We start from the raw sequence: 22,661 nt of genomic DNA, 5'->3' as shown, positions 1-22,661 counted from the left end.
GGCAGCTTTTCGCCGCGTCCTGTGTCCTGTCCATCGCGAAGAACCATTGAAGCGACAGCGAATAGGCATATGATGCTGGGTAACAACCAAAAAAGCAGGAGAGTAAGGATGTTTGCAGGAAGCAAGAAAGATCATGCCGTTCGCGCCCGCGCTTATGCCCTGGCGGAGACCGGGCGCTTCACGATCGTGCGCGAAATCGAGCAGGCGCTGGTAGGCGAAGGCTGGCCAGATGCAGGCATCGTCTTGCAAGGCGAATATGTTCGGCAGGCAATCGCGGAACGGCTGGCCACTCACGCGCATTAAGTCCGCTATGCCTAATCTCCTTATGTTGCGCGCTGCCATTCTTTCAACAGTCGCGTTAGGGGTTTGTGCCTGTACGCCTTCACCCCCCGACCAGCCCAAACCGAAGAACGAAGAGACGGCATCCACGAGCACCATCGTGCCCCCAGCGCCCAAGGTGCCGATGGCCAAGGCGTTTGCAGCGGACGACAGTACCGACGTTCTGGAATTCAAGTACAGCTATCCGGCTGCGGCCGCGGCGGTCCCTGATATCGTCGCAAGCCTGACCGATGACATGAAGACCAACAAGGCGGCTGCGCTCAAGGCGGCCAAGAGCGATCAGGCCAGCGCAAAGGAAAGCGGCTTTCCCTTCCATACGCATAGCTACCAAACGCAATGGACCGTGGAAGCCGCAACTCCTAGGCTGTTAGGACTGCTTGCAGAAAGTTATTTCTACACCGGCGGTGCGCACGGCATGACAGGGTATAAGACCCTCCTGTGGGATAAGATCGCAAAGCGTGAAGTCAGCATCGATGATATGACCATCTCGCGCAATGCGTTGGCGACTGTCATTACCCCCGAGTTCTGCAAGAGGCTCAATGATGCGCGGGCTGAGAAGCGTGGCGCCCCGGTTGCATCGGCCGACAGTGAATTCGATCGTTGCGTCGATCCGTTAAAACAGACGATTGTCCCCATTTCGAAAGATGGCAAGACTGTCGACCAGTTGCTGATCGTTATCGGGCCTTATGAAGCCGGCCCATATGCCGAGGGAAGCTACGAAATTGCGCTACCGGTCGACAGAGCCTTGCTCTCGACGATCAAACCCGAGTGGCGCGACGCATTTGCCAAAGGATAGTGACGAGTGTCGGTTCGATAACGCACGCCGATCCGAAGGCCTGTGACTATGGTTAATTCGTTGTTAGGAGTAATATTATAGCAGGTGCGCAGTCCCACCGGTGATGCCCCAGATCAACTGCCCAAGTTTGTGTCTGGACAGATCACGCAAATGCGCAGGCGATGATGCATATGATTTCAGCAGCCCAGGCCCCGGCAATGCCGCTAGAGGTCAGCAACAGAATTCCCAAAATTCTGCACTTCATATGGGTAGGCGATGACAGCAAACGACCAGACAACTGTATAGCGACTTGGGAGCGACACCATCCAGACTGGACGATCAGGATCTGGGGAAATTGCGATCTGACCGAAAATGAATGGGTAAACGCCCCGCATATGAAAGAAATGTGGGGGCGAGAGCTTAATGGCGTAGCCGACATGATGCGCTGGGAAATCTTGTATAATGAAGGCGGGGTCGTACTGGATGCCGATAGCATATGCGTCCGCGCGCTGGACGAAGACCTGCTGGATTGCCGTGCCTTTGCATGCTGGGAAAGTGAAATTGCCCGTCCTGGGTTAATCGCGGCAGGCTATTTTGGCGCAGAGGCGCAAAACCCGTTTATTGGGCAGATCATTCTGGACATCCAGAACGAAGCATCCGTCGTAAATGACATGGCCTGGAAAACGGTCGGCCCCCAACGGCTTACGGACAGTTTCAGAAAATATGAATATCACGATCTGAAAATCTACCCGAGCCATTACTTTATACCGCAGCATTTCTCGGGTCTGAAATATAACGGCGACGGCCCGGTATATGCGCATCAATTGTGGGGAAGCACGCGCGCCGCTTATGATGAGATCAGTCTATTGAACTGCGATGAGGGCTTGCCCAATGTCGCGGAGCAGACAGACTATTCTATCCGGCCGGAAGCGGCGGTGGATTGTGATCGCAAGCCTGCAAACGATCAATCCGACGATATGGCGGCACAGTCATCGCTCGAACAGCTTCATGAGCCCTATTTCGTGCAGCATGTGCAGGTGAGTACGGACATTGCGAATGTGAACCGCCTCGATGTGCTGGCAACTATGTGCGCAGGCAAGCGCGTGTTGCATATCGGCTGCGCCGACTGGCCCATTACCGATCCCAAAGCATCGCTCCATCTGGCATTGGAACCCCATTGCCTCAGGCTTGACGGCTTCGATATTCATGCCGAAGCCCTTGAGGCTTTGGCGCCCTATGTACGAGACAGCCTGTTCTCTGACATGGCGGAGCTGACAGACGAGTATGATATCGTACTTGTGCCGGAAGTGATGGAGCATGTTCCCGATATTCAAGGATTTCTTGCGCAGCTCGATACGCTAAACGCGCCTTGCTATATCATATCGGTCCCGGACGCATATCAGTGCTTCAATCGTCACTTTGACTATATCGGCAGCACGCAGACCTTTGTCGAGGTTGTACATCCCGATCATAACTGTTGGTATACGCCCTACACATTCTCCAACGTGATTGCTAAGTATACCGACTGGAAAATTGAACATATGTGGTTCTTCAACCGCATATCGTTGCTGGCTCTGATCACCAAAAGCTGATCGCACAATGGCCAACATCACAACCGCTGCGCCGGGCCCACAACTGGCTGCAACCCTGATCGTTCGGAATGAGGCGCGCTGCATAGTTCGGTGCTTGGAGAGCGTGCGTCCATGGGTCGACCGAATAGTCGTCCTCGACACGGGTTCTACCGACGAGACGATGAATCTGGCAAAAAGCTGTGGCGCGGAGGTGCATCGTATCGAATGGCCGGACGATTTCTCCATTGCTCGAAACCATGTCCTGGATATCGCCGATGCAGACTGGAATCTCGTCATCGACGCCGATGAGTGGATCGTGACGGGGGGCGATAAGCTGCGCGAATGGTGCGCAGGCAATCCCCAATTGGGCGCAGTCTGCATCCACAGTCAGTTTGAAATGCCCGGGGGTGGCAACAGCGACGTGGCACCGTCGAGCAGTCGTAGCTGGATAACCCGCTTGTTACCGCGCGGAGCGCGCTTTCAGGGGCGCATACATGAACAAGTGCAATCGCCCCTTCCGCGCAGGCGGCTGGAGTTGCATTTGGAACATGACGGCTATCTGACTGCACAGATGGCCAACAAGCAGGAGCGCAATCGTGAGCTCCTTCTGCTTGACCTCAAGGAAAACCCGGACGACCCCTACACCCTGTATCAATTGGGCAAAGAGGCGGAAATTCGCGACGATTTTTTGGAAGCCAGTAACTACTATACCCGGTCGATGACCCGGACACCGCAAGATGCCAACTGGCGGCATGAATTAATCATCAGGGCCCTGCATTGTTTAGGCAAAAGCGGGAAAGTCGATCAAGCGCTTGATATCGCCGACGCGCAGATGCCTCTGTGGCAGGAGTCTCCGGATTTTTTCTTCGTGTTCGGCAATCTCGCGCTGGAAAAGGCAATGAACGACCTTGATCGGGCAATGGATCATTGGCTGCCTCTTTCGCAGTGGTCGTGGCAACGATGCCTGGACATCGGCGAGCGTCCCGATCTGGAAGGCAGCGTCCACGGACGAGGCAGCTTTCTTGCGCAGCATAACCTTGACCTCTTCAATTCGCAGATGGGGCTGGCTGCAGAAGGCTAACAAAAAGCCACGACGTCTTTCCGCGTCAGGCGAAGGGCCGGAAGCTGTGCCGTTGTCACGACGGCGCCATGAGTGTTTCTTCAAAACAGACGGTAGCGCAGAACCAGCAGCGCCGAGAGCGTAACGATCATTAGCGCGACAAGGGGTAGCCCCGTTCGCGTATAGTCTCCGAACTTGTAATCGCCCGCCGACATAATCAGCATGTTGGTTTGATAGGCGACCGGCGTTGCGTAACAAAGGTTGCACCCGAACAGGACGGCAAGAACAAGCGGTTCGACGGGAATGCCGAGTTGCTGACCGAGGGTAAAAGCGATTGGCGTCCCGACGGCTGCGGCAGTCGTGTTCGATGCAAAATTGGTCAACACGGTCACAAACAGCATCACGGCTGCCAAGACGCCTGCTGCCGGGAGATATTGCAACCCGATTGCCAGCAATCCGCTGAGCCATGCCGCAGCCCCGCTTTCCAACACCACACGCCCAATCGCAATGCTGGCGGCGACCAGTACGATCACCTTCGCAGACAAAGCGCGGCCAATACGGTCAAAGCGCACGCACCCCGTAACCAGCATCGCGATTGCTCCGCCTAGCGCCGAGATGGCAATCGGCACGATGCCGACACTCGCCGGGATCACGGCAGCCGCCATGATGGCCAGCGCCAGCGGCGCCTTGGTGGTCCGCGGCAATTCCTTCGCGCCGTCGAGGACCAGCATGTTTTCAGCCAGCGACATGCGCTGAATGTTCGCCAGCGTGCCGACGACTAAAAGTATGTCGCCTTCTGCAAATGCAGTATCTCGACTATTCTCGACGGCAGTCTGGGGGAGCCACGAGCGACGCGCGCGATGCACACCCAATATCGCAACATTGTAGAGTTCTGCTACGTTGGCCGAAGTTGCGTTCTTGCCTACAAGGCCGGTGTCCTTGGGTATCGAAAGTTCGATGACTGTCAGGTCTTCACCCGTCGCCGCATAGCCGCTGCGAAGACGGTCCATGAGCCAAGCCGGTGCTGCTGTCGCGCCCAGCACCCGCATCGTTTCTTCCAACGCAGCATGTGTTGCCGTAACCATAATCCGCCCGTCATTGCCCACGGTGCCGGTTATTTCGACATCAGGAGGCAGCAGCGCGTTCAACTCATCACGGGACAGGCCGCGCGCAACGGAATTGTTGCCCAGCCGAAGCAAGGCCGTGAAACGGCGGGGATCATGACCTGCCGCCACCGAATTGTCGGGCAATAAACGTGGCATGACCAACCAGATAAACGGCAATGCGATCAGCGCCGCCATCAAGACAATTGGCGTAAAGTGGAATACCGTCATCGGCGGCAGCCCCATGTCGCTTGCAATGGAAACGACGAGCAAATTGGTCGATGTGCCGATAGTGGTGGACATGCCACCGATGAGGACCGCGCTGTTTACAGGGATAAGCGTTCGCGAGGCCGGCATTCCACCATTGGCCGCAATCGCCGCCATAATCGGGAGCATCAACACCAACACCGGTGTATCGTTGACCATCATGCTCATGCCGAACGCAAGCATAAGTGTAACGAGCAAACCGACCTGCTGATTGAAACGCCAAACCCGTGTTAGCAGCCGTGCCACCGGTTCAAGCGCTCCGGTGGTCACCAGTCCCCGACCCAGCACCATCAGCGCGCAGATCGTGACCAGCGCATAGTGACCGAATCCTTCGAATGCGAGTTTCAGCCCATCGGTTGGCACGTGGCCGGGCAGCGGGAAAGAATACAGCCCCAGGGCGATAGCGCTGATCGTCAGCAGCGAGATGATCTCGACCCGCGCGCGGCCCGACACGAAGCCATAGAACATTGCCCCGGTCAGCAGGATTGCACCGATAGCATGAGGGGATGGCGCTGCTATCATAATGGGTTACCTGTCGATATCGTCAGAACGAAGCGTTGGCCAGCGGGAGCTGCAGGGGCCGAATCGACTCCTTCGGCGGCCAGGATTGCGGCGATCGCTTGCCCCCGGCGTTCCGCTAGGCCGGGTTGAGCAGAAGCGGGGCCACGGGGCAGGCCGGGTACCGCCAGCGCTGGGGCATTCCAGCGCTTGGCTGCCCAAGCGGAGGTCAGCACCGCAGCACGACCGGCAGCATCGAGAGTATCGACGTTATCGGCAAATGTGATTTCGGGAAGCGGGCCTTGGGGCGGGATAATTGCAACGTCCCACCCATCCGCCTCTGCGGCCGCGCGTTGCTCCAATATCCGATACGTTGCTACGGTGGCCCCGGGCAAGGCAAGTGCGGCTGCAGTCGCGCGATGATGGTCGCGATCAATAACGATATCGTCCGGTGCAACGCCTGTAATGAGCGCAACCATGCGCGCCAGCGCCGTCGCCCGCTGTGCTTCCGCTTTCGATTGCTCGCCTGCCTGACGCAGTTCCTCGCGCTGGGCATCGATTGCACCGGCGCCTGCATCGAGCATGACCTGATCGACATCCAGCCTGACGGGGCGGCCCAGCATTTTCTCGATCGAGGGCTGCAGCGCTGCGCCTTTCTGTGTTCGCCCGCGCGGCGCGATGACGACCGATCTAATTTCAATGGGGGTACGGTCGAAATCGATTTCTAACTGGGTCACTCGTGCGTCAGAACCATATCGGTCGTTCAGCAGCGAACGGACCTGCGACACCGCCAAGGCCTCTCGCGCAATCCTGCCGAGCGATAGCGCCAGCGGCACTGCCATCGCAACGAATACCAGCAACAGCACGATCGTCTGCGCCCAGGTTTGCCGACTGGAAAGATGATGCCCAAACCCGTAATAACGAGCCATTACTGTGGCCGAAAGCGCAATGGTGATGAAGTTCGTGACGAACAGCGCAAAGGCGCCGCCCAGTACCGGCAGGTTCCACGTGGCGAGGCCGTAGCCCACAACGGCAAGCGGGGGCATCAGTGCGGTCGCGATGGCAACGCCGACGATTGTCTCACCTCGACCGCGGATAACGGCAAAGCTACCGGCCAACGCTGCGAACAGCGCGACTGCGAGATCGAACAGGTTGGGCCGCGTTCGCGCCACGATTTCAGACGTCGGAGCCTGAAGCGGCGATAATGTGACGATCAGTGCGGTAAATGCGACGGCGGCGACCGTGCCGATAATCAACGCTTTCAACGATCTACGCATTTCCGCGAAATCGAATAGCGCCAAGCTGAAGCCGAATCCCAAGATGGGGCTCATCAAGGGAGAAATCAGCATCGCGCCGATGACCACGGCTGGAGATGATAGCAACAAGCCAAGCACCGCAATGCCGGCCGACATCATCGTCATGAAAGCATAGCGTGGCGACCAGCCGCTTTCGTCGATAATTCTTGCGACTACGGTTTCGTGATCGACCGGTGCCACAACCTTTCGGCGCCACCAGCGATAAATCGTCAGGCGATCCAATCTGTCCCGAACCGTGTCGCGCTCCACATCGGATGCCCCTGTCATCAATTCCTCGTCACCAAACCTACAACAACGTCCACCTGATAGGAGGGCTGGGCGGTGGTGTCTGCCCCGTGACGAGTGATAGCACGATTTTTAGCGGTATTAGAGTTGCTTGGCCTGACGCGGCTCGGTTTCGCAAGGTGGCGGGGCGCTCATTCGACACGACTTTGATCCTCGATTCAGCCCGCTTGAAAGTGTCATAGGGTGCACGCTGAGTTGGGGCTTGCGTCGATCGATAGGCTCAGCTTTCAGGAACAGGATTTTCGCAATCGCGAAGGGCGGGCTTGCCATTGAAGGGAAAACTGGAGTAAGACAGCAACGGAAATAAGAAATATTGTTTATTTTCATGGGTTTATACTTTTAACGGCTTGCCGGACCCACCATTATCCGATCGGGCACCCACCAGGGCCGATCGTCACGTCGGGGAGTAGCGCAGCCTGGTAGCGCATCTGCTTTGGGAGCAGAGGGTCGCAGGTTCGAATCCTGTCTCCCCGACCAACTTTTCGGTCCAAATCGACCAACAAAGTCTCAAAGCGTCTGAAAAAATACTCTGTTTTCAACGCATTGCTTGGTATAAAATCGTCTCACACAGGATCCATTCTTGTCGAGCCGTTCCATGCGTTTTGTTGGTAAAAAAGTGGGTTATGTTGACAAACTTCGAATCCGGAACACGGATTCAAGGTGTTCAACCCGATGCTGACTGATGAAATTTTGCGAACGCTTGTCGCCGTCGAAAAGCCGATCAAGAGATCGGATGCCCATGGTTTGCATATTATGGTCCTGCCTGGCGGACGAAAGCGTTGGCGCCTGGCCTATCGGTTCAATCATAAGCAAAAGACGCTCGATGGCGGAGAGTATCCCGACGTCAGTCTCCACCGCGCGCGACTGTGGTGCGAGGAGATGCGCGCCTTGCTTAAGACTGGTGTCGATCCGGCCGAAAAGCGCAAGGAAGATGCCTTTCAGGCCAAAGCTGACAAGATAACGTTTGAGGATCTCGCTCTTGAATGGCTTGAAGCGCGCAGGCCGTCATGGACGCCGCGCTATGCCCGTATCACCGAGACGCGCATTCGATCCGATCTTTTCCCTTATCTTGGCCAGCTTCCCGTCCGATCCATCCTCCCACGAACCGTGCTCGAAGCCTTACGATCCATCGAGGGAAGGGGGTCGGTCAATATGGCCCATCGGATCAAAAATCATTGCAGTGAGATCTTTCGCTTCGGTATCCCGGACGGAAGGGTCGATTCAGATCCGTGTCGCGACCTGACGTCGGCGATGGTCAAGGCACCGCCCACCCGGCATCGGGGAAAGGTCGAGATAAAGGATTTGCCCGAATTCTTCGCACGCCTCAACGCGGATGGCGGATCGCGGTTAAGCCATCTCGCCTTGCGGTGGACCATTCTTACCATGGTCAGAACACAGGAGACGCGGTTCGCACAATGGGACGAGTTTGAAGGTTTGGGCACTGATGACCCAGTCTGGAGGATCCCCGCAGAACGGATGAAGATGCGGTCGGAGCACCTCATTCCCTTGCCCCCGCAAGCGATCCAGCTTCTGCGCGAGATCAAGGAGCTTAACGTTTATGGCGCAGCGGGCAACGAGCGCTTTGGCAAATATCTATTCCCGGTAGCTGGCTCCCGATCGGACACGATCAGCGAGAACCGCATGCTCGATATCATGTACCGGGCAGGACTCCGCGGGAAAGCTACGGTTCACGGTTTTCGCGCGGTGGCCAGCACCGTTCTCAATGAATCAGGTCTTTTCATGCCCGATTGGATAGAGATGCAATTGGCGCACATGCCAAGAGGGGTGCGCGGCGTCTACAATGCGGCACGCTACCTTAGCCATCGTCGCAAGATGATGGAGTGGTGGGCACAGTATCTGGACGCCGCAGAAGCGGCGGCCCCTCTGACACTGCCAACAATGGCCGGTCCGCTAAGAGCGAAAGCCAAGGGCCTCGAATGGTTTCAGAAATCCTGGTAAGCGGTAGGCGCCTCCATCCAACGGGCAATTCTCGAGGCGCGCCACCCTACGGCGCGCCGTCCGATCCGCTCCTGTTTTGGAAACGTACCTTCCTTGATCATTCGATAAATGGACGCTTTGGGACAGCCGGTCTTTTCAATGACCGCCCTAATCCTCAGGAACCTGTCGTCTTGGTCAACCATAGCAAACCGATCTCAACGATGGTCTGCCCGCCAAGAGCAATAGTGCTCCGAATTGAGAGCTTCGACAAGACCGCTTTCATGCCTTTGGTACGATTGTCATAGTAAATCTGCCACACATGCAGGGCGATGCGATTTGGGGTTTTGCTTTTTGGCGATCATAGTCCGTTACTTCAAGTTGGGGCACAGGGGCCCCGTCGCGGGCCTGCCGCCAGATCCGCAATAGAACCCCTAGACTTTGTATGACGGCTGCCGTTCCGAGCAGAAACGATCCATCGATAGTTACCATTGCCGACTCCTTTTCTGACCTGAATGTTCCACATATGTTCTCATGTAGGAAAGGAGATTCTGCTATGGGCGTATTGGGCGAGCCAATCGCGGATAGGGTTAGATTGAGCGTGAAGGTCGATCTCGAAACCGTATTGAAGGTTCTCTTCCAAGCCGTGATATCCTTGTCCCGCATCATCGGGCAAACCGCCTGAGACGAGCTGGCACGGCTCCTGGATGGACCCAGGGGTCGAGCATCGACAGAGCCCATTCTGGTTTCTGCGCCCAACCTGCACCGCACATCGAAGGGATAGGGCCGAGGGGGCGAACAGGAGCGTGGTGCACACTTCCCGGCCAAGGCGATCTGCGCCGTCCGATCATAAGCTCCGGAACGGTGTTGAACTGGGCGCGCTATGCTGGATAGCATTTGCCGATAATGTCCTAAAACCAGCGCCACGAACTGACAGGCATAGTCTTACAGGGCGGAGTCCATGTACAGCGCGCTTTCGCCGAACTTTATGCGTTTCGGGAACCACAGCGGTTGTTGCCGACGACTGTCATTATGCACGTGCATAACTTAACATGTGCCCCGGGCGGCGGCAGGCTCATTAGGTACCCGGGATGCCGAAGACCGGCATTCTTGCCCATTGGGTGAAGCGATCTGGCCGACAGCGTGCGGGCCGGTTGGAAATTGCCAAAGTCATGATTGTATTCAAAGAAGGAGGACCGGCCATTGCCTCGCGATAACGATCTACGCCCTGCCGCGCAAACGTTGCCCCCGTTGCCCGCTATTGTCTATGGGGACCGAGGCAACTCGTCCCTAATTGCGGGTTCAGTTTAGGGGCTCTCGCTCTTCAAGCGTTGTAGAGTTGCAAGATGGTCAAAGGGCCAAAGAAGCAGCGGCGACTTTGGTTTATAAAATAGACCGATCACTTGCGTCTGGCAGGGCAAAATCCGTGAGGAGCATTAGAGCCGTTAGGACTCTGGTAAAATTGAGGGATTGCCCCGCCAGACTACAGGAGCAAGACATGGTTACGAACACGGCTGCGTTGCCTCTGAAGGTCTGGATTGGCATGGATACTGGCCAAAAAACATCTGCGCTGTGCGCTGTTGACGATGCAGGGACAATCCATTTTCAGTCGAACGTCGACACAAACAGTAAGGAGGTTGCTGCACTGCTGAACTTCCATTTTCCTTCCGGAGTGGAGGTGATCGCCATGGAGGCGTGCGGTACCAGCGTCCGTGTAGCTAAAGGGCTCAGGGAGCTTGGTTTTGAAGTTGTCCTGTTCGGCACACTCCAGGTTCATCGTTTCCTGACGATGCGGCGGATAAAAACAGATATGAACGATGCTCGCGGGCTGGCCCATCTGGCAAGACTGGGCAGAACGTTTCTCAACGAAGTACATCTGAAAAGCAACGAATGCATGATGATGCGCGCGAAGCTTGTGGCGCGCCATCACCTGGTCCGCCAACGTATCGCGACAGAACAGTTGATCCTCTCCTCACTTCACATTCGTGGCCAAGGATTTCCAAAGCGGATACGGACATCGGCTTCTCTTGAAAAGCACGTCCTTTCGGCGATAGCGGCGATCAAGGACGACCTTGGCGAAGATATCTCAGACCATATTTCGCCGCTTCTGCAGATCGCACTCAATCTACGAGATGAGGAGAATAAATTCAGTGAAGAAATAACCAAATTTGCGTTACGTTCCACCATATGCCAGCGCTTTGTCGCCATTCCGGGCGTAAGCGCACTTACTGCGGTGTCTTTCTTCACCGCAGTAGAAGATCCATTCCGATTTCGGCGGTGCTGCGATGTCGCCGCATATCTGGGGTTAACACCGGCTGTTCATCAAAGTGGAGACCGGACAGCGCCTTCGCGTATCACGAAGGTAGGAAGCACGATGACACGAAGTCACCTTGTTACCAACCTGCGCGATGCATATGTAAAAGCCCGCTACTCCAAACATTACAGCATCACGAAGGATGAACTGGACTGGCTTGCTGACCACATCGAGGAACTGGGGCGGGTAGTGCATCTGGTTTGTTCAGAGCGAATCGCAACTTTAAGACACGCAATCGATACACCGAGTTAGGCAATGTTCTGCACCATGCCGGTGAACGCCATGCCAAGCTGATGAATGATCAGCAAATAGACACACCGCGGGCGGTGCCACCACGAACACCTTTTCGTTGTCGGCTAAAGCCTGGCTTGACCGGGCGCAAAATCACTGCTGATGCGTTGGTGATGGACCAACCCAATCACCTCCCTGCTATTACCGCTGTTCTGGCCAATGCACCGCAGTGGCTCAGGCATGATCTGTGTTCAGCCGATCCAAAGCTGCGTATGCGCGCTGAGGAAAGCCTGGCTGCCATGATTGCGGCTGCGGTACGCGAAGCAAGAGGCCCTACCTTCAAAGGTTGATGGTATTGCGAAATCATCGGCTTGGCACCGTTGATAGTCGCACGCCGCAACTGCCGAAAATCAAGGGTATTCGTCACCAGTCCGGAACAGCGGCGATACGAAAGAAAATCACGCCCAATCGTTGACTTTGGTCTCGCAAAGTGCACGTTGATACAATGATTGTGCGAAAGGCGAGGGTTTGATAGTTCTTCTGGCAGAAGACGAGCCATTGGTTCGGTCGATGATTGTCTCGTCACTTCGTGAGCTGGGCATGGACGTCATAGCTAAGGAATCTGGGGACAAAGCGTGGGACTGGATAAATGCCAGTAACCATTTCGATTTGTTAATTACGGATGTGATAATGCCTGGTCGAATTGATGGATTCGAACTCGCACATCGGTGTAAACTTGATCTACCCGATGCTCGAGTTATCGTAATTTCGGGATATACTGGGACGCAGCATTCTCCTTATATAACCGATCATAATTTTCTGCCTAAACCATTCACATTACAGCAACTTGCTACTCTTATTCATAAGGTTGCGCCAAACACGGCTTTGGTTGACCTTTAATAAAAGGAGCGAACCGAACCTTGCACGCGCTGATCATCGAAGACCATAAACTTGTGGCAGCACTCGTTGAGGATTGCTTGGAGGAAATGGGTTTCGACTCATTCGACTTTGCTGACTGCCATAATGACGCGGTAGCTGCTGCTTTGCGGAAATTACCAGATTTAATTATTGCAGATGATAAGCTTGTCGAGGGTACGGGTTTTGGAGCAGTGACCGTCATAAGGGAGACACAAAATGTGCGCGTCGTGTTCGCGTCAGCAGAACCAGAACGTGTGCTTGAATTGGACCCCTATGCCATTACGGTAACCAAACCATTCTCAATCGACCAATTTAAGGCAGCTGTCTTGAGCGCAATGCAATCAGTTTCCGATACAAACCGATAGCCTGTGCCATTCAGATGTCATTGCGTCAGCCCAATCGGCTGACTGGCATCATTGCCACTCACGCAAACAAGCGTCGAAAACACAAAACCAATTGTGAGGCAAAGCTATGAAATTTCTGTTGCCGCTGAAGGTTATCTGTTGAGTGGGGGCGCTTCAGTAAAGTGGTTTAAGGATGACCGGTCAACGTTTATTCAAATGCTAGGGCTGTACTCATGCCAAACACAGATTAGCGAGTTAAGGTCAAATTCTAGCCTTTTTTAAGGGAGGCCGACGCAATATTGTCTTACCACGAGGCCGCCGCTGGGAGAGAACGATCAAGATGTCACGGTCGAAAGGCTTGCGTAAACACAGATTACGCAAGCCCTTAATTCGGTCAGAAGTGGACCGGCGGTTTGTCCGGCATTCACGGCGACATATTACCTTATTAGCGTCACCGCAATTTCGTCAGCTTGCAGGAGATATCATTGCCTAGCGACGACGCTCGGCGCGCTCTAGGCGCAAATCGACAGCAGTTCCAATCTCGCTCCACTGTTTAGCTGTGGCGATATCATGGTTTCGTACGGCTTCGAGAATGTGATCTGCAACGACTTGCTTTGCACGGCGTCCATGAAGGCTGACAAGATCAATTGCAGTATGAATCGGAGTTTGCATGGTGCATTTTGTACGGTGGTTTTGTAACTGAGCATGGGCTGGTCATTCATTTAAACTGCGATTTCGGCCCCTTCATATGATGAATAATGCGAACTTCCGGTTCCATATCTGTCAAATTGGCCAAGCCCGATCGACTGCGAAAAGTTGCATGTGTTCGTTATGGAGTGGCCGGACGGTAATTTCGGTTGCGAGGCATACAGATCTGCCGCCTGCTGAGTGCCCATAGACTTTGATAGTCTAGGCCATGAAAGGGACTTCGCATCCCATTTAAGCAGTACAAGCCGAAAAAGATTACGGGCTTGCTGCGTGAAGTTGAGATTGTGCTGGCGCAGCGAATTTGGCGGTCTGAAGATAGATAGGGTGCGACGAATGAGGAGGCTGGAGAAGGAGAACCAGCTGCTACGCCGGGCGATGTGCGACCTTACATTGAACAAGTTGATTTTGCAGGAAGTTGCACGGGGAAATTTCTTAGCACCGCGCGGCGGCGGCGCTGCATCGACAATCTGCGATGAGAGCTTTCAGTTTCCGAACGACAGATATGCAGGGTTCTGGGCCAGCATCGATAACGCAGATCACGGTGCCGCGTTTGCCGGATCAAGAACAGTCACTCACACAGGATATCATCGCGCTGGCGAAGCAATGTAGTCTCTACGACGATCGCCGGTGACAGCATTGCTGTGTCATGCCGATTGGACGGTAATCCATAAACGGGTAGAGCGAATCTGGCGGCGTGACTGGCTCAAGCGCAATGTCAGCCAAAACATGGAAGCTTATGGCTCAATGACGGATCCTGCATCGGCATACGGCCTGAGTGACTATGGCATGTTGGCCTTATGACTTGGTCGAAGGCCCCCATGACTTTCGAACGTTCCGCATTCTGACCATCATCGACGAGGCGAGCAGTGCCGGGTGAGCAACGTGCACGGCAGCTCAGACATGAGGATGTGCTTGGCTGACCTGTTCGTCACACGCGGACCAGCCGCAAATATGCGATCAGATAAAGGCGCAGAATGTATTGCCAATGCCGATCAGAAGTGGCTCGACCAGATCGGCTTGAAGACGCCCTAAATCGCGCCATGATCGCCATTGAAAAACGGCTATAATGAACGCTGCAATGGGTCGTTTCGAGACGAACTGCTAAACGGCGAGACTTCTAAAGCCTCGCCGAGGCAAAGGTGCTGATCGAAGCCTGGCGGCAGCACTTCAACACTGTCCGCCCGCGTAGTAGCCTTGGCTATCGACCACCGGTACCGGAAACGGCTTCGCCGCCACATATCCGCCTACGATTCCGCGTCGCTACACCTCCGCCCGGATATGGCGTCGGTGACTATAAACCACAAAGAAGCCAACGGTCCCATAGGTGCGAGCAGATCAGATCGGTATAGAAAAAAGTAATGATAAACGCGATTAGGCTTGTAAGGCCATGTGACATAAAAACAGGCAAGGAACAGATATAATCGACCATTAAGTTATCGATAAAAGAGCCCGAATGGCCTTATTTTTGAATACGATAATATTCCTTGTACCAACGTGCGAACCGCTCGAGGCCCTCCTGCAGCATCACGCGGGGTTTATATCCTGTCAACGATTGCAGTTTTGATATGTCTGCATAGGTTGCAGTAACATCACCCGGCTGCATGGGGCGTAAGGTCTTTGTTGCTTCTAAGCCCAGAGCACCTTCCAACGTTCTTATCATGTCCATCAGCCCAACCGGGTGGCTGTCTCCGATATTCAAAATTCTATTGTCGCCCTTGGTTGGTGGGTGGTCAAGAGCGCCTATGATTCCATCCACGATGTCGTCAATATAAGTGAAATCCCTAGCCATCTTGCCTTCACCATAAACCTCGATCGGCTCACCGCGCATGATTTTGTCGGTAAAGCCGAAATAGGCCATGTCGGGGCGCCCCCAGGGGCCATAGACGGTAAAGAAGCGTAGCCCAGTCTGAGGGAAGCCGTATAACTTTGCGTAAGATTCGCTCATTAGTTCGCAGGATCGCTTTGTCGCTGCATACAAAGATACGGGATTGCTAGCGGGCTCATCTTCAGAAAAGCCCTCGCCGCCGATGGGTTTGTCTCCATAAACTGACGACGACGATGCGTAAACAAGATGCTCGAAGTTGTGCGCGTGTCGGCAGGCTTCCAGCACGGCAAGGTGGCCTGCCAAATTCGACTTCTGATACGCAAATGGGTTGTCAATGCTGTAACGTACGCCAGCTTGGGCGGCCAAGTGAACAACGCGACGGATGCTATTGTCATGAACGATTCGCGCTACGGCTTCGACATCCGATATGTCCATGCGATGAAATACGAATTCACGTCTTCCGTTAAACGTAGAAAGCCGTGCTTCTTTCAACGAGGGATCGTAATAATCATTTACATTGTCGATCCCAATTACGGTTTCGCCACGTTCAATAAGACGGTGAGCCGTTGCATGGCCGATGAAGCCCGCAGCGCCAGTTACTAAAATAGGTTCATTCATGATTTACCGCCCGACGCCATGATAGGCGAAGCCTGCACCTTCGATCATTTCGCGCGGATAGACATTGCGCAGATCGACCATGATCGGTTCGGTCAGCAGCGTTTTGATCCGGTTGAGGTCAAGCGCACGGAAGGCGTCCCATTCGGTCGCGATTACGATAGCGTCGGCTTTGTCCGCTGCGTCATAAGCGCTGGTGCAATAAACGACCTTGGGCAGCAAGCTCTTGGCCGATTCCATGCCTTCCGGATCATAGGCGCGGACGATGGCGCCTGCGTCTTCCAGCGTCTGGGTGATCGCGATGGCGGGGCTGTCGCGCATATCGTCAGTGTTCGGCTTGAACGTCAGGCCCAGCAGAGCGACGGTCTTGCCACGCACATCGCCGCCCATCGCCGCGATGACCTTACGGCCCATGGCGCGCTTGCGGTTGTCGTTGACGGCGACCACGGCTTCGACGATCCGCTGGGGCGCGTCATAATCCTGGCTGGTCTTAAGGAGGGCCAGCGTGTCCTTCGGGAAGCACGAACCGCCATAGCCGGGGCCGGCGTGGAGGAATTTGGAGCCGATGCGGTTGTCTAGGCCGATGCCGCGCGCGACATCCTGCACATCCGCGCCGACCTTCTCGCACAGATCGGCGATTTCGTTGATGAAGGTGATCTTCGTCGCGAGGAAAGCGTTGCCGGCATATTTGGTCAGCTCGGCGCCACGGCGGCTCATTTCGATGAGCGGCGACTTGTTGAGGTATAGCGGGCGATAGACTTGCCGCATGACTTCCAGACCGCGTGGGTTGTCGCCGCCGATAACGATACGATCGGGCCGCTTGAAATCGTCGATGGCTGCGCCTTCGCGCAGGAATTCGGGGTTGGAGACGACAGCAAAGTCGGCGTCCGGATTGGCTTCGCGGATGATCCGCTCGACTTCGTCGCCGGTGCCGACGGGCACAGTGGACTTGTCGACGATAACCGTGAAGCCCTTGATGGCGTGCGCCACTTCCTCGGCTGCGGCATAGACATAGGACAGGTCGGCATGACCGTCACCGCGACGCGACGGCGTGCCCACGGCGATGAATACCGCGTCTGCATCCTTCACGCCGTCCGTCAGATCGGTGGTGAAGCGCAGGCGTCCGGCGGCGACATTGCGCGCCACGAGTTCGTCCAGGCCCGGTTCGAAGATCGGCATCCGACCGGCGAGGAGAGCGGCAATCTTGTTCTCATCCTTGTCGACGCAGACGACGTCATGCCCGAAGTCTGCAAAACAAGCACCCGATACCAGGCCCACATAGCCTGAACCAATCATCGTGATATGCATGAAAGTCTTCGCTCCGTGAATGTCTCAAATACAGGCATCTAACCCTTCAAATTACATTTTCTAATTCTGTAATGTGAATGCTAGAAATCACTAGGCCGATATTAGTAAACCCGATCCCACAATCCGCCTGAAGTAGCGCGAATATCAACGTTGTATTTAGGCAATTCGCTTATGTAATTACATCGGCCAAAGCCAAGATCTCTGATTTCGACAGGAATGACATGGCAAAAAATATACGGCACAAAAGCAAGCCTTCGTGCCGTATACATTTAGCTAAGGGAGCCGGGCTAAAGCTGCAGAACCAACTACAGCTCTAACCTGCTTGGAAGATCAAGCGTAGGCAACACGCAATGAATTAACCGTCGAACGACGACGGCGCATTGCAAAGCCAACAGCGCCCATTCCCAGGATCATCATTGCCCAGGTCGAAGCTTCAGGAATTGCGGTCGTAAGACGGTTGTAGGTCAACGAACCATTGTACGCACCGGCGCCGTTTGCCGTGATCTTACGAGCAACTACACGAATGTAGCTGGGATCCGACAAGTTGTCGGCAGCAATTGGAATGCCCGAAGCGTTGAAAGCTTGGCCATTCTTCGTGCCATCGGAATTGAAGGTATTGTTGATAAACCCAGCCTGCGAACCAGCAGAGTTGGTATTGCCGCTAGGAAGATAGGTCTGAAGGAACGTGCCCGATTTAACGGTAACGCTGAGGAACTCCAATTCCGAAGCCAAGCTCGAGAAGTTGAAGCTTACACCGCCGCTGCCGATACCGATCGCATCGATGATAAATGCGAAGGTCGTATCGAAAGTGTCGGCAACACTGAAAGAATTGCCAAAGCTCGCAACAACAGTGTCGCTGACCGGTGCCTGAGGCTGACCTTCAGTCACATAGAAATAAGCTTTCTGTGTAGCACTGGGGTAAGTGCCGGCAATGACCGTCTGAGTGACAACCGCCTGAGCGCTTGGTGCCAAGCCCAACGCGAGCATCGGCGCGACCAAACCAACCAAATATTTCTTCATATGAAAACTCCCTCGAAAAATGCAAAAGCTCTTGCGCGCAACCCAACAAGAACCATTTTTTTGCGAGGGAGCAGCGAATCTGTTCCCCCCTTTAATTTTTTGTACACCGTGTTGATATACTGGTTTGCAGTGCAGCACAATTCCTCGTTGATAGGTTTTTTGGCCACTTATCAAAATTTTTCTCGTTAATCCCGAAATGGGACAAAGCGCTTTTAGAGATTTAATGGTTAAGTCACGCTACCGCAGCGACTGCATAGAAATCGAAAGGCCTTGCGGTCGAGCCGGTTTCACAAACGTAACGAAACTATGTTCTTTGTCGCACTTCGCTCAATTCATGATACACGCTTTGGTGCCGGTAGAGTGTTGCATCGAAGAATCTAGGAAGCAGTTGGTTGAGAAGCGAGAAAGCAGGACCGTGTGACGTTTAACTCTATCAATCATCAGAATCCCCGGCTGTACCAACATTATCGGAAATTCCTGCAATTCGAATGGTTGGTCCTTGTGACAGGACTGCTGGCGATTATCGTGCCTACGATTATAATCCAAGCGAAGTTGGGTTGGTCAAGCACAACAGGCGCGCACGGCCCAATCGTCTTTGCCACCGGACTGTGGTTGATATGGCACGAAAGACATCTCGCCAAGAACGGAAAGCCAGCCAATTTGATCGCAGTCTTCTGCGTTCTACTTGCTGCCGCTCCACTGTATTACATAGGCCGTGTTACAACTATCCTTTTGCTCGAGGGATTGGCCGCCTTTGTCATTTGTATTGCTGTTGCAGCGATGCACCTGGGTTGGCGAACCGTTGCACGTTTTTGGTTTCCGATTTCCTATTTGTTATTTATCCTTTCGCCACCGGAAAACTGGGTGTTTGTCGCAACCCGTCCGATTAAGGCACTTCTCTCGGAAACAGCGGTTGATTTTATGGCAGCCCTTGGTGCTAATATTGCAGGAACAGCCAATGTAATTCTGATTAACGGGTATCAGTTGCAGGTTGCTGCTGCCTGCTCAGGCGTAAACTCTATCATAGGAATCACAGCAATAGGCTCGTTCTACATTTATTTGAGACGCGGGAGCCAGCCTGGATATGCCGCATTGATGCTAGCGTTATTGATTCCTGTCGCGATATTGACGAACTTTATAAGGGTGATCGTGCTTATTATCGTCACCCAGCAATCAGGTGAGGGGGTAGCGTTCGACATGGCGCACGATCTGGGCGGGGTACTTCTTTTTATGGTGGCGCTTGTATTGCTTATCACTCTTGATGGCATCCTGTTTCCCATTTATCGATATTGGGGTGCTCGGCGTGGTTAAGGCGCGGTCGAGTATAACTGAGATTGCGCTTGCAGGTTGCGCCTCGAAGATGAGCCGACGCGAGCTTCTCGTCGGAAGCGCCCTTCTCGCCACAGCCGGGGCAAGTTTCATTGGTCAACCCCGCAAGCATGTTATTGCAGTAAAGGGTAGCATACAGTCGGTGCTACCCTCCGCCTTTGGAGAATGGCAAAGTCATGCCGACGACGGGTTTGTGATGCCGCCTGCAGATGAATTGAAGGCGGCATCTGTTTACGACGAGCAGTTGGCGTTGACGTACCGGGATCAAATCGGCAACGAAGTTATGCTACTTATAGCGTATGCGCGGTATCAAAGTGGCTTGCTTATGGTCCATAGACCCGAAGCCTGCTATCCGGGCTCGGGATTTACGATCAACATGGATCGGGACATTTCTATTGCAATCGATAAATACGTAAATATTCCTGGACGGTTCCTATCAACCAGCAATCCTCCTAGAGAAGAGCAAGTCTTGTATTGGACCCGTCTAGGTTCAGCCTTTCCTATATCGTGGGACGAAGAGAGGTGGACTCTTGCCGTGCAGAATTTGAAAGGCTTCATTCCAGATGGTGCGCTGATCCGGATGTCAGTACTTGAGCACGATGTTAACGTCGCAGAAATTAGGCTGCGGAAATTTGCCGCAGATTTATATCAGGCTACCAGCACCGCGGGGAGGGCCCTTCTCCTGGGGGACTTAGCTACGCATAGTAAACGGCTTTAAAATATATATAATGTACGCTAGGACCCCGGCGCACAGAAGAACTGCTGCAATGGTATAGCCGTGATTGCCCAGCCAGTTTGCACAGGCACATCCGATAGCAGCCGGTACGTATTGCAGAATGTTGTCCGATGGTTTGTCCATCATGGAGCGTTGGAGAAACAAAACGGCAAGTCCAGCAAATATCGCGACCGTTAACCAATCAAAAACCGTTTCCATCGTTTTGTTTGCCTTATCGTAATCCTAAGCGCGAACGCTACTACCAGATAGGGACCATCAATGTCAGTAAAGTTTCTAAATGCCCGCGACATAAGCGTATCATGTGCTGGTATTTTGCTAATGGTTGGCAGTGTCAGCGGATGTGGAAGCCCGAAGCCGGGGGGGCAAACCGTGGCGGTTGTTAACGGTGAACCAATTACGCAGGCCCAATTGAACGCCGAGGCGGGGGATACAGCTAACACACGTGATAAGACCAAACGTCAAACCGCCTTAAATGCGGCACTTGATGCCATCGTCGCTAGGAAAATTGTTGCTCAGGCTGCGCGGGAACAGGGGCTTGAAAAAGATCCTGGGCTCCAGCTTGAACTCGATAAAATCAAGGATCTGGCGTTAATTAGACGATTTCTCGAGTTGAACGCCAAAACAGGCATTTCAGCGGTATCAGACACTGACATAAATAATTTTCTCAGTCAGAACCCGCAGCTTGCTGAGGCGCGAAAGATCATTGATGTTCAGAAGTTAGAATTTGCGACACCGAGTGATCCCAGTCTTATGGAAAAGATTAAGGTTGCGAAGACCATGGCCGAATTGCAGCAGGTTTTAGAGGCAAATGGTGTGAAGGTCACTCCTTCCCAAAGTAAGCTCGATACTGCTTCAATGTCGCCGCAGTTGTATAAGGCAATCATGACCACGGCTGGAGGCGAGCCTCTTATGCTAATCGAAGGGCTAAATGCTCAAGCGGTTCTGTTAACACAGGCCCTAGATGCGCCGCTGTCTAATGAAAAGAGCATTCAACTTGCGAAAGATTCGCTTCAGGAAGAGCGAATGACGAAACGCATTGCGCAGCAAATTCAATCTCTACGCGGGGCGGCCAAGATTGAATATGGGCCTGGTTACGCTGCGCCAGTCAAACCCAAATTCTAGCTGTGCGAATTATGGACTAAAAGCTTTATACAAAAAAAGCTATCGGATCCATCATTACGAAGGCCTTAGAAGCAAGCTGGTAGTTGCCAACGTTTATTGGCTTGTGGGTGCAAATTTGGGTGGCCGATTCCCATGCACCCACAGCCTATTCATCTGGAGCAGAAAACTGAATTGATCCGTTTCGTGGACAAAAATCTTTGGTAGGGAAAAAGACTGCAAGTTCACCTGCGCTATTTCTCATGTCCCGCGTTCGGAGGGTCTGACTCCGGATAACTCAACGATGTCAATAACAATGGCCAACATAGGGACGGGCTTTGCGTGGAAGCCGTCAGCTCCGGCAGAATAGCAGCTTTTCGCGCTGTTCCCGATGGAAGCAGCAGACACAGCTAGTATTGGTATACTGCATGTGCGAGCCTCCCGCCGCAGCGGGGCAATTATGATTCTGCCATCGACAGAGGCCAGGAAGACGTCGATGCAGCTTGCGCGGCGTACGGGCGTAGGCAATGCCTTCCGGAATCTCCGCACGATCGAGCTTGACGTCGTAGAAGAAGCGAAGTGCACACACCGTTTGGTTGGGGGCATCCCAGGAAACGCCCTGCGATACGAGGTAGACTTGGAAAGCACGAACGTCCTCGAGGCCAAGCTGATCGGGGGATCGCTTGTGGAACCGACTGAACGGCTTGATCACATGGATGTACGATCGCTGCGTGGCGCTCGATAGGTTGCGTAGTCCCATATCGTCGATTGTGCGACGATGCAGCGGGCTTACCGCTGTCTTGGCATCTGTCATGGGATGGTCTCAAGGTTAAGCGTTGGTCTAGCGACCAAACCTTCTCATCAGGAGGCCATTCCTGCCAATACCCTCCCTGCTCGTGCGTCAGCGGGTTAGTTCAATACCAATTATACGTCCGGGCCCTAGTCATCTGGAACTGAAGTAAGCATCATTGTATATGCTCTTGTCAGACAGGTGGGAGCGTTGATGGTGGCGGGTAGACAGGCAGATTTGGTCGTATTGAGTGGCGAGGACCGGACGTTTCTCGAA

The 22,661-nt window shown here is 54.0% G+C and carries 22 protein-coding genes, 1 tRNA gene and 2 pseudogenes; 16 read left to right on the top strand and 9 right to left on the bottom strand.

Annotated elements, in window-relative coordinates:
- Positions 1 to 108: 108 nt before the first annotated feature.
- The 5 genes and pseudogenes from QMG56_RS20325 (at position 109) to QMG56_RS20305 (ending at position 3,766) form a co-directional block, all read left to right on the top strand.
- Positions 109 to 303 (top strand): hypothetical protein, encoded by a 195-nt coding sequence (locus tag QMG56_RS20325; protein WP_281824464.1) that lies wholly within the window; start codon positions 109 to 111, stop codon positions 301 to 303.
- A 136-nt stretch (positions 304 to 439) separates the two neighbouring features.
- Positions 440 to 1,135 (top strand): DUF4163 domain-containing protein, encoded by a 696-nt coding sequence (locus tag QMG56_RS20320; RefSeq protein WP_281824462.1) that lies wholly within the window; start codon positions 440 to 442, stop codon positions 1,133 to 1,135.
- 161 nt (positions 1,136 to 1,296) lie between these two features.
- Positions 1,297 to 2,706: a glycosyltransferase gene (locus QMG56_RS20315; protein ID WP_309298592.1), complete on the top strand. Its 1,410-nt coding sequence runs from the start codon at positions 1,297 to 1,299 to the stop codon at positions 2,704 to 2,706.
- 7 nt (positions 2,707 to 2,713) lie between these two features.
- A pseudogene (locus QMG56_RS20310) lies at positions 2,714 to 3,016 on the top strand (glycosyltransferase); the annotation flags it as partial.
- 210 nt (positions 3,017 to 3,226) lie between these two features.
- Positions 3,227 to 3,766, top strand: a complete 540-nt coding sequence (locus QMG56_RS20305; protein WP_281824491.1) for a M48 family metallopeptidase — start codon at positions 3,227 to 3,229, stop codon at positions 3,764 to 3,766.
- Between the two features lie 80 nt (positions 3,767 to 3,846).
- On the opposite strand, the gene QMG56_RS20300 is transcribed toward QMG56_RS20305, so the two are convergent.
- Together QMG56_RS20300 and QMG56_RS20295 are read right to left on the bottom strand one after the other, a co-directional pair.
- Entirely contained in the window at positions 3,847 to 5,637 is a 1,791-nt protein-coding gene (locus QMG56_RS20300; RefSeq protein WP_281824460.1) for an SLC13 family permease, read from the bottom strand.
- On the bottom strand, positions 5,634 to 7,196 hold the full coding sequence (locus QMG56_RS20295; RefSeq protein ID WP_281824459.1) for a DUF389 domain-containing protein: 1,563 nt from the start codon (positions 7,194 to 7,196) through the stop codon (positions 5,634 to 5,636). Before QMG56_RS20295 ends, QMG56_RS20300 begins: the two co-directional genes overlap by 4 nt.
- A 418-nt stretch (positions 7,197 to 7,614) precedes the next feature.
- Here QMG56_RS20295 and QMG56_RS20290 point away from each other — a divergent pair.
- Together QMG56_RS20290 and QMG56_RS20285 are read left to right on the top strand one after the other, a co-directional pair.
- Positions 7,615 to 7,691 (top strand) — tRNA-Pro (locus QMG56_RS20290).
- Between the two features lie 195 nt (positions 7,692 to 7,886).
- The gene (locus QMG56_RS20285) at positions 7,887 to 9,173 is read left to right on the top strand and encodes an integrase arm-type DNA-binding domain-containing protein (protein WP_281824457.1); all 1,287 of its coding nucleotides are present in this window, start codon (positions 7,887 to 7,889) and stop codon (positions 9,171 to 9,173) included.
- On the opposite strand, the gene QMG56_RS20280 is transcribed toward QMG56_RS20285, so the two are convergent.
- A complete protein-coding gene (locus QMG56_RS20280; RefSeq protein WP_281824456.1) occupies positions 9,158 to 9,355 on the bottom strand; it encodes an AlpA family transcriptional regulator in 198 nt (65 codons plus the stop codon). The genes QMG56_RS20285 and QMG56_RS20280 overlap by 16 nt on opposite strands.
- Before the next feature lie 350 nt (positions 9,356 to 9,705).
- Here QMG56_RS20280 and QMG56_RS20275 point away from each other — a divergent pair, with 350 nt between their 5' ends.
- From QMG56_RS20275 to QMG56_RS20260, 5 genes are all read left to right on the top strand, one after another.
- A complete protein-coding gene (locus tag QMG56_RS20275) occupies positions 9,706 to 9,834 on the top strand; it encodes a hypothetical protein (protein ID WP_281824455.1) in 129 nt (42 codons plus the stop codon).
- 813 nt (positions 9,835 to 10,647) lie between these two features.
- Positions 10,648 to 11,715 carry an IS110 family transposase gene (locus tag QMG56_RS20270; RefSeq protein ID WP_281824452.1) on the top strand — a complete coding sequence of 356 codons (1,068 nt, stop codon included), beginning with the start codon at positions 10,648 to 10,650 and terminating at the stop codon, positions 11,713 to 11,715.
- A 41-nt stretch (positions 11,716 to 11,756) separates the two neighbouring features.
- Positions 11,757 to 12,044 carry a DUF6771 family protein gene (locus tag QMG56_RS20265; RefSeq protein WP_281824489.1) on the top strand — a complete coding sequence of 96 codons (288 nt, stop codon included), beginning with the start codon at positions 11,757 to 11,759 and terminating at the stop codon, positions 12,042 to 12,044.
- A 178-nt stretch (positions 12,045 to 12,222) separates the two neighbouring features.
- Positions 12,223 to 12,594, top strand: coding sequence for a response regulator (locus QMG56_RS23540; protein ID WP_375713735.1), 372 nt, complete (start codon positions 12,223 to 12,225; stop codon positions 12,592 to 12,594).
- A 20-nt stretch (positions 12,595 to 12,614) separates the two neighbouring features.
- The gene (locus QMG56_RS20260; RefSeq protein ID WP_281824450.1) at positions 12,615 to 12,977 is read left to right on the top strand and encodes a response regulator; all 363 of its coding nucleotides are present in this window, start codon (positions 12,615 to 12,617) and stop codon (positions 12,975 to 12,977) included.
- A 468-nt stretch (positions 12,978 to 13,445) separates the two neighbouring features.
- On the opposite strand, the gene QMG56_RS20255 is transcribed toward QMG56_RS20260, so the two are convergent.
- Positions 13,446 to 13,628 (bottom strand): hypothetical protein, encoded by a 183-nt coding sequence (locus QMG56_RS20255; protein ID WP_281824448.1) that lies wholly within the window; start codon positions 13,626 to 13,628, stop codon positions 13,446 to 13,448.
- 260 nt (positions 13,629 to 13,888) lie between these two features.
- Between QMG56_RS20255 and QMG56_RS20250 the strand changes: the two are divergent.
- Positions 13,889 to 15,023 (top strand): annotated as a pseudogene (locus tag QMG56_RS20250) (integrase core domain-containing protein).
- A gap of 100 nt (positions 15,024 to 15,123) precedes the next feature.
- On the opposite strand, the gene QMG56_RS20245 reads toward QMG56_RS20250, so the two are convergent.
- From QMG56_RS20245 to QMG56_RS20235, 3 genes are all read right to left on the bottom strand, one after another.
- Positions 15,124 to 16,107, bottom strand: coding sequence for an SDR family NAD(P)-dependent oxidoreductase (locus QMG56_RS20245; RefSeq protein WP_281824447.1), 984 nt, complete (start codon positions 16,105 to 16,107; stop codon positions 15,124 to 15,126).
- A gap of 3 nt (positions 16,108 to 16,110) precedes the next feature.
- On the bottom strand, positions 16,111 to 17,412 hold the full coding sequence (locus QMG56_RS20240) for a UDP-glucose/GDP-mannose dehydrogenase family protein (RefSeq protein ID WP_230187630.1): 1,302 nt from the start codon (positions 17,410 to 17,412) through the stop codon (positions 16,111 to 16,113).
- Positions 17,413 to 17,742: 330 nt separating this feature from the next.
- Entirely contained in the window at positions 17,743 to 18,432 is a 690-nt protein-coding gene (locus QMG56_RS20235) for a PEPxxWA-CTERM sorting domain-containing protein (RefSeq protein WP_281824444.1), read from the bottom strand.
- A gap of 501 nt (positions 18,433 to 18,933) precedes the next feature.
- Between QMG56_RS20235 and xrt the strand changes: the two genes are divergently transcribed.
- Complete coding sequence (gene xrt, locus QMG56_RS20230; RefSeq protein ID WP_281824442.1) at positions 18,934 to 19,743, top strand: exosortase; 810 nt, start codon at positions 18,934 to 18,936, stop codon at positions 19,741 to 19,743.
- A complete protein-coding gene (gene epsI, locus QMG56_RS20225) occupies positions 19,694 to 20,479 on the top strand; it encodes an exosortase-associated protein EpsI, V-type (protein WP_281824441.1) in 786 nt (261 codons plus the stop codon). Before xrt ends, epsI begins: the two co-directional genes overlap by 50 nt.
- Here the strand turns inward: epsI and QMG56_RS23535 are convergent.
- Entirely contained in the window at positions 20,453 to 20,695 is a 243-nt protein-coding gene (locus QMG56_RS23535; RefSeq protein WP_281824439.1) for an XrtV sorting system accessory protein, read from the bottom strand. The two genes, epsI and QMG56_RS23535, sit on opposite strands and share 27 nt — an antisense overlap.
- A gap of 60 nt (positions 20,696 to 20,755) precedes the next feature.
- On the opposite strand from QMG56_RS23535, the gene QMG56_RS20215 reads away from it, so the two are divergent.
- On the top strand, positions 20,756 to 21,619 hold the full coding sequence (locus tag QMG56_RS20215; RefSeq protein WP_281824437.1) for a hypothetical protein: 864 nt from the start codon (positions 20,756 to 20,758) through the stop codon (positions 21,617 to 21,619).
- A gap of 328 nt (positions 21,620 to 21,947) precedes the next feature.
- On the opposite strand, the gene QMG56_RS20210 is transcribed toward QMG56_RS20215, so the two are convergent.
- Positions 21,948 to 22,409, bottom strand: a complete 462-nt coding sequence (locus QMG56_RS20210; RefSeq protein WP_281824436.1) for a site-specific integrase — start codon at positions 22,407 to 22,409, stop codon at positions 21,948 to 21,950.
- Between the last annotated feature and the right edge of the window lie 252 nt (positions 22,410 to 22,661).

This window comes from Sphingobium sp. BS19, from assembly GCF_027925545.1.
In the GTDB taxonomy this organism is placed as follows: Bacteria; Pseudomonadota; Alphaproteobacteria; order Sphingomonadales; family Sphingomonadaceae; genus Sphingobium.
This window is presented reverse-complemented; position numbering and strand designations above follow the sequence as displayed.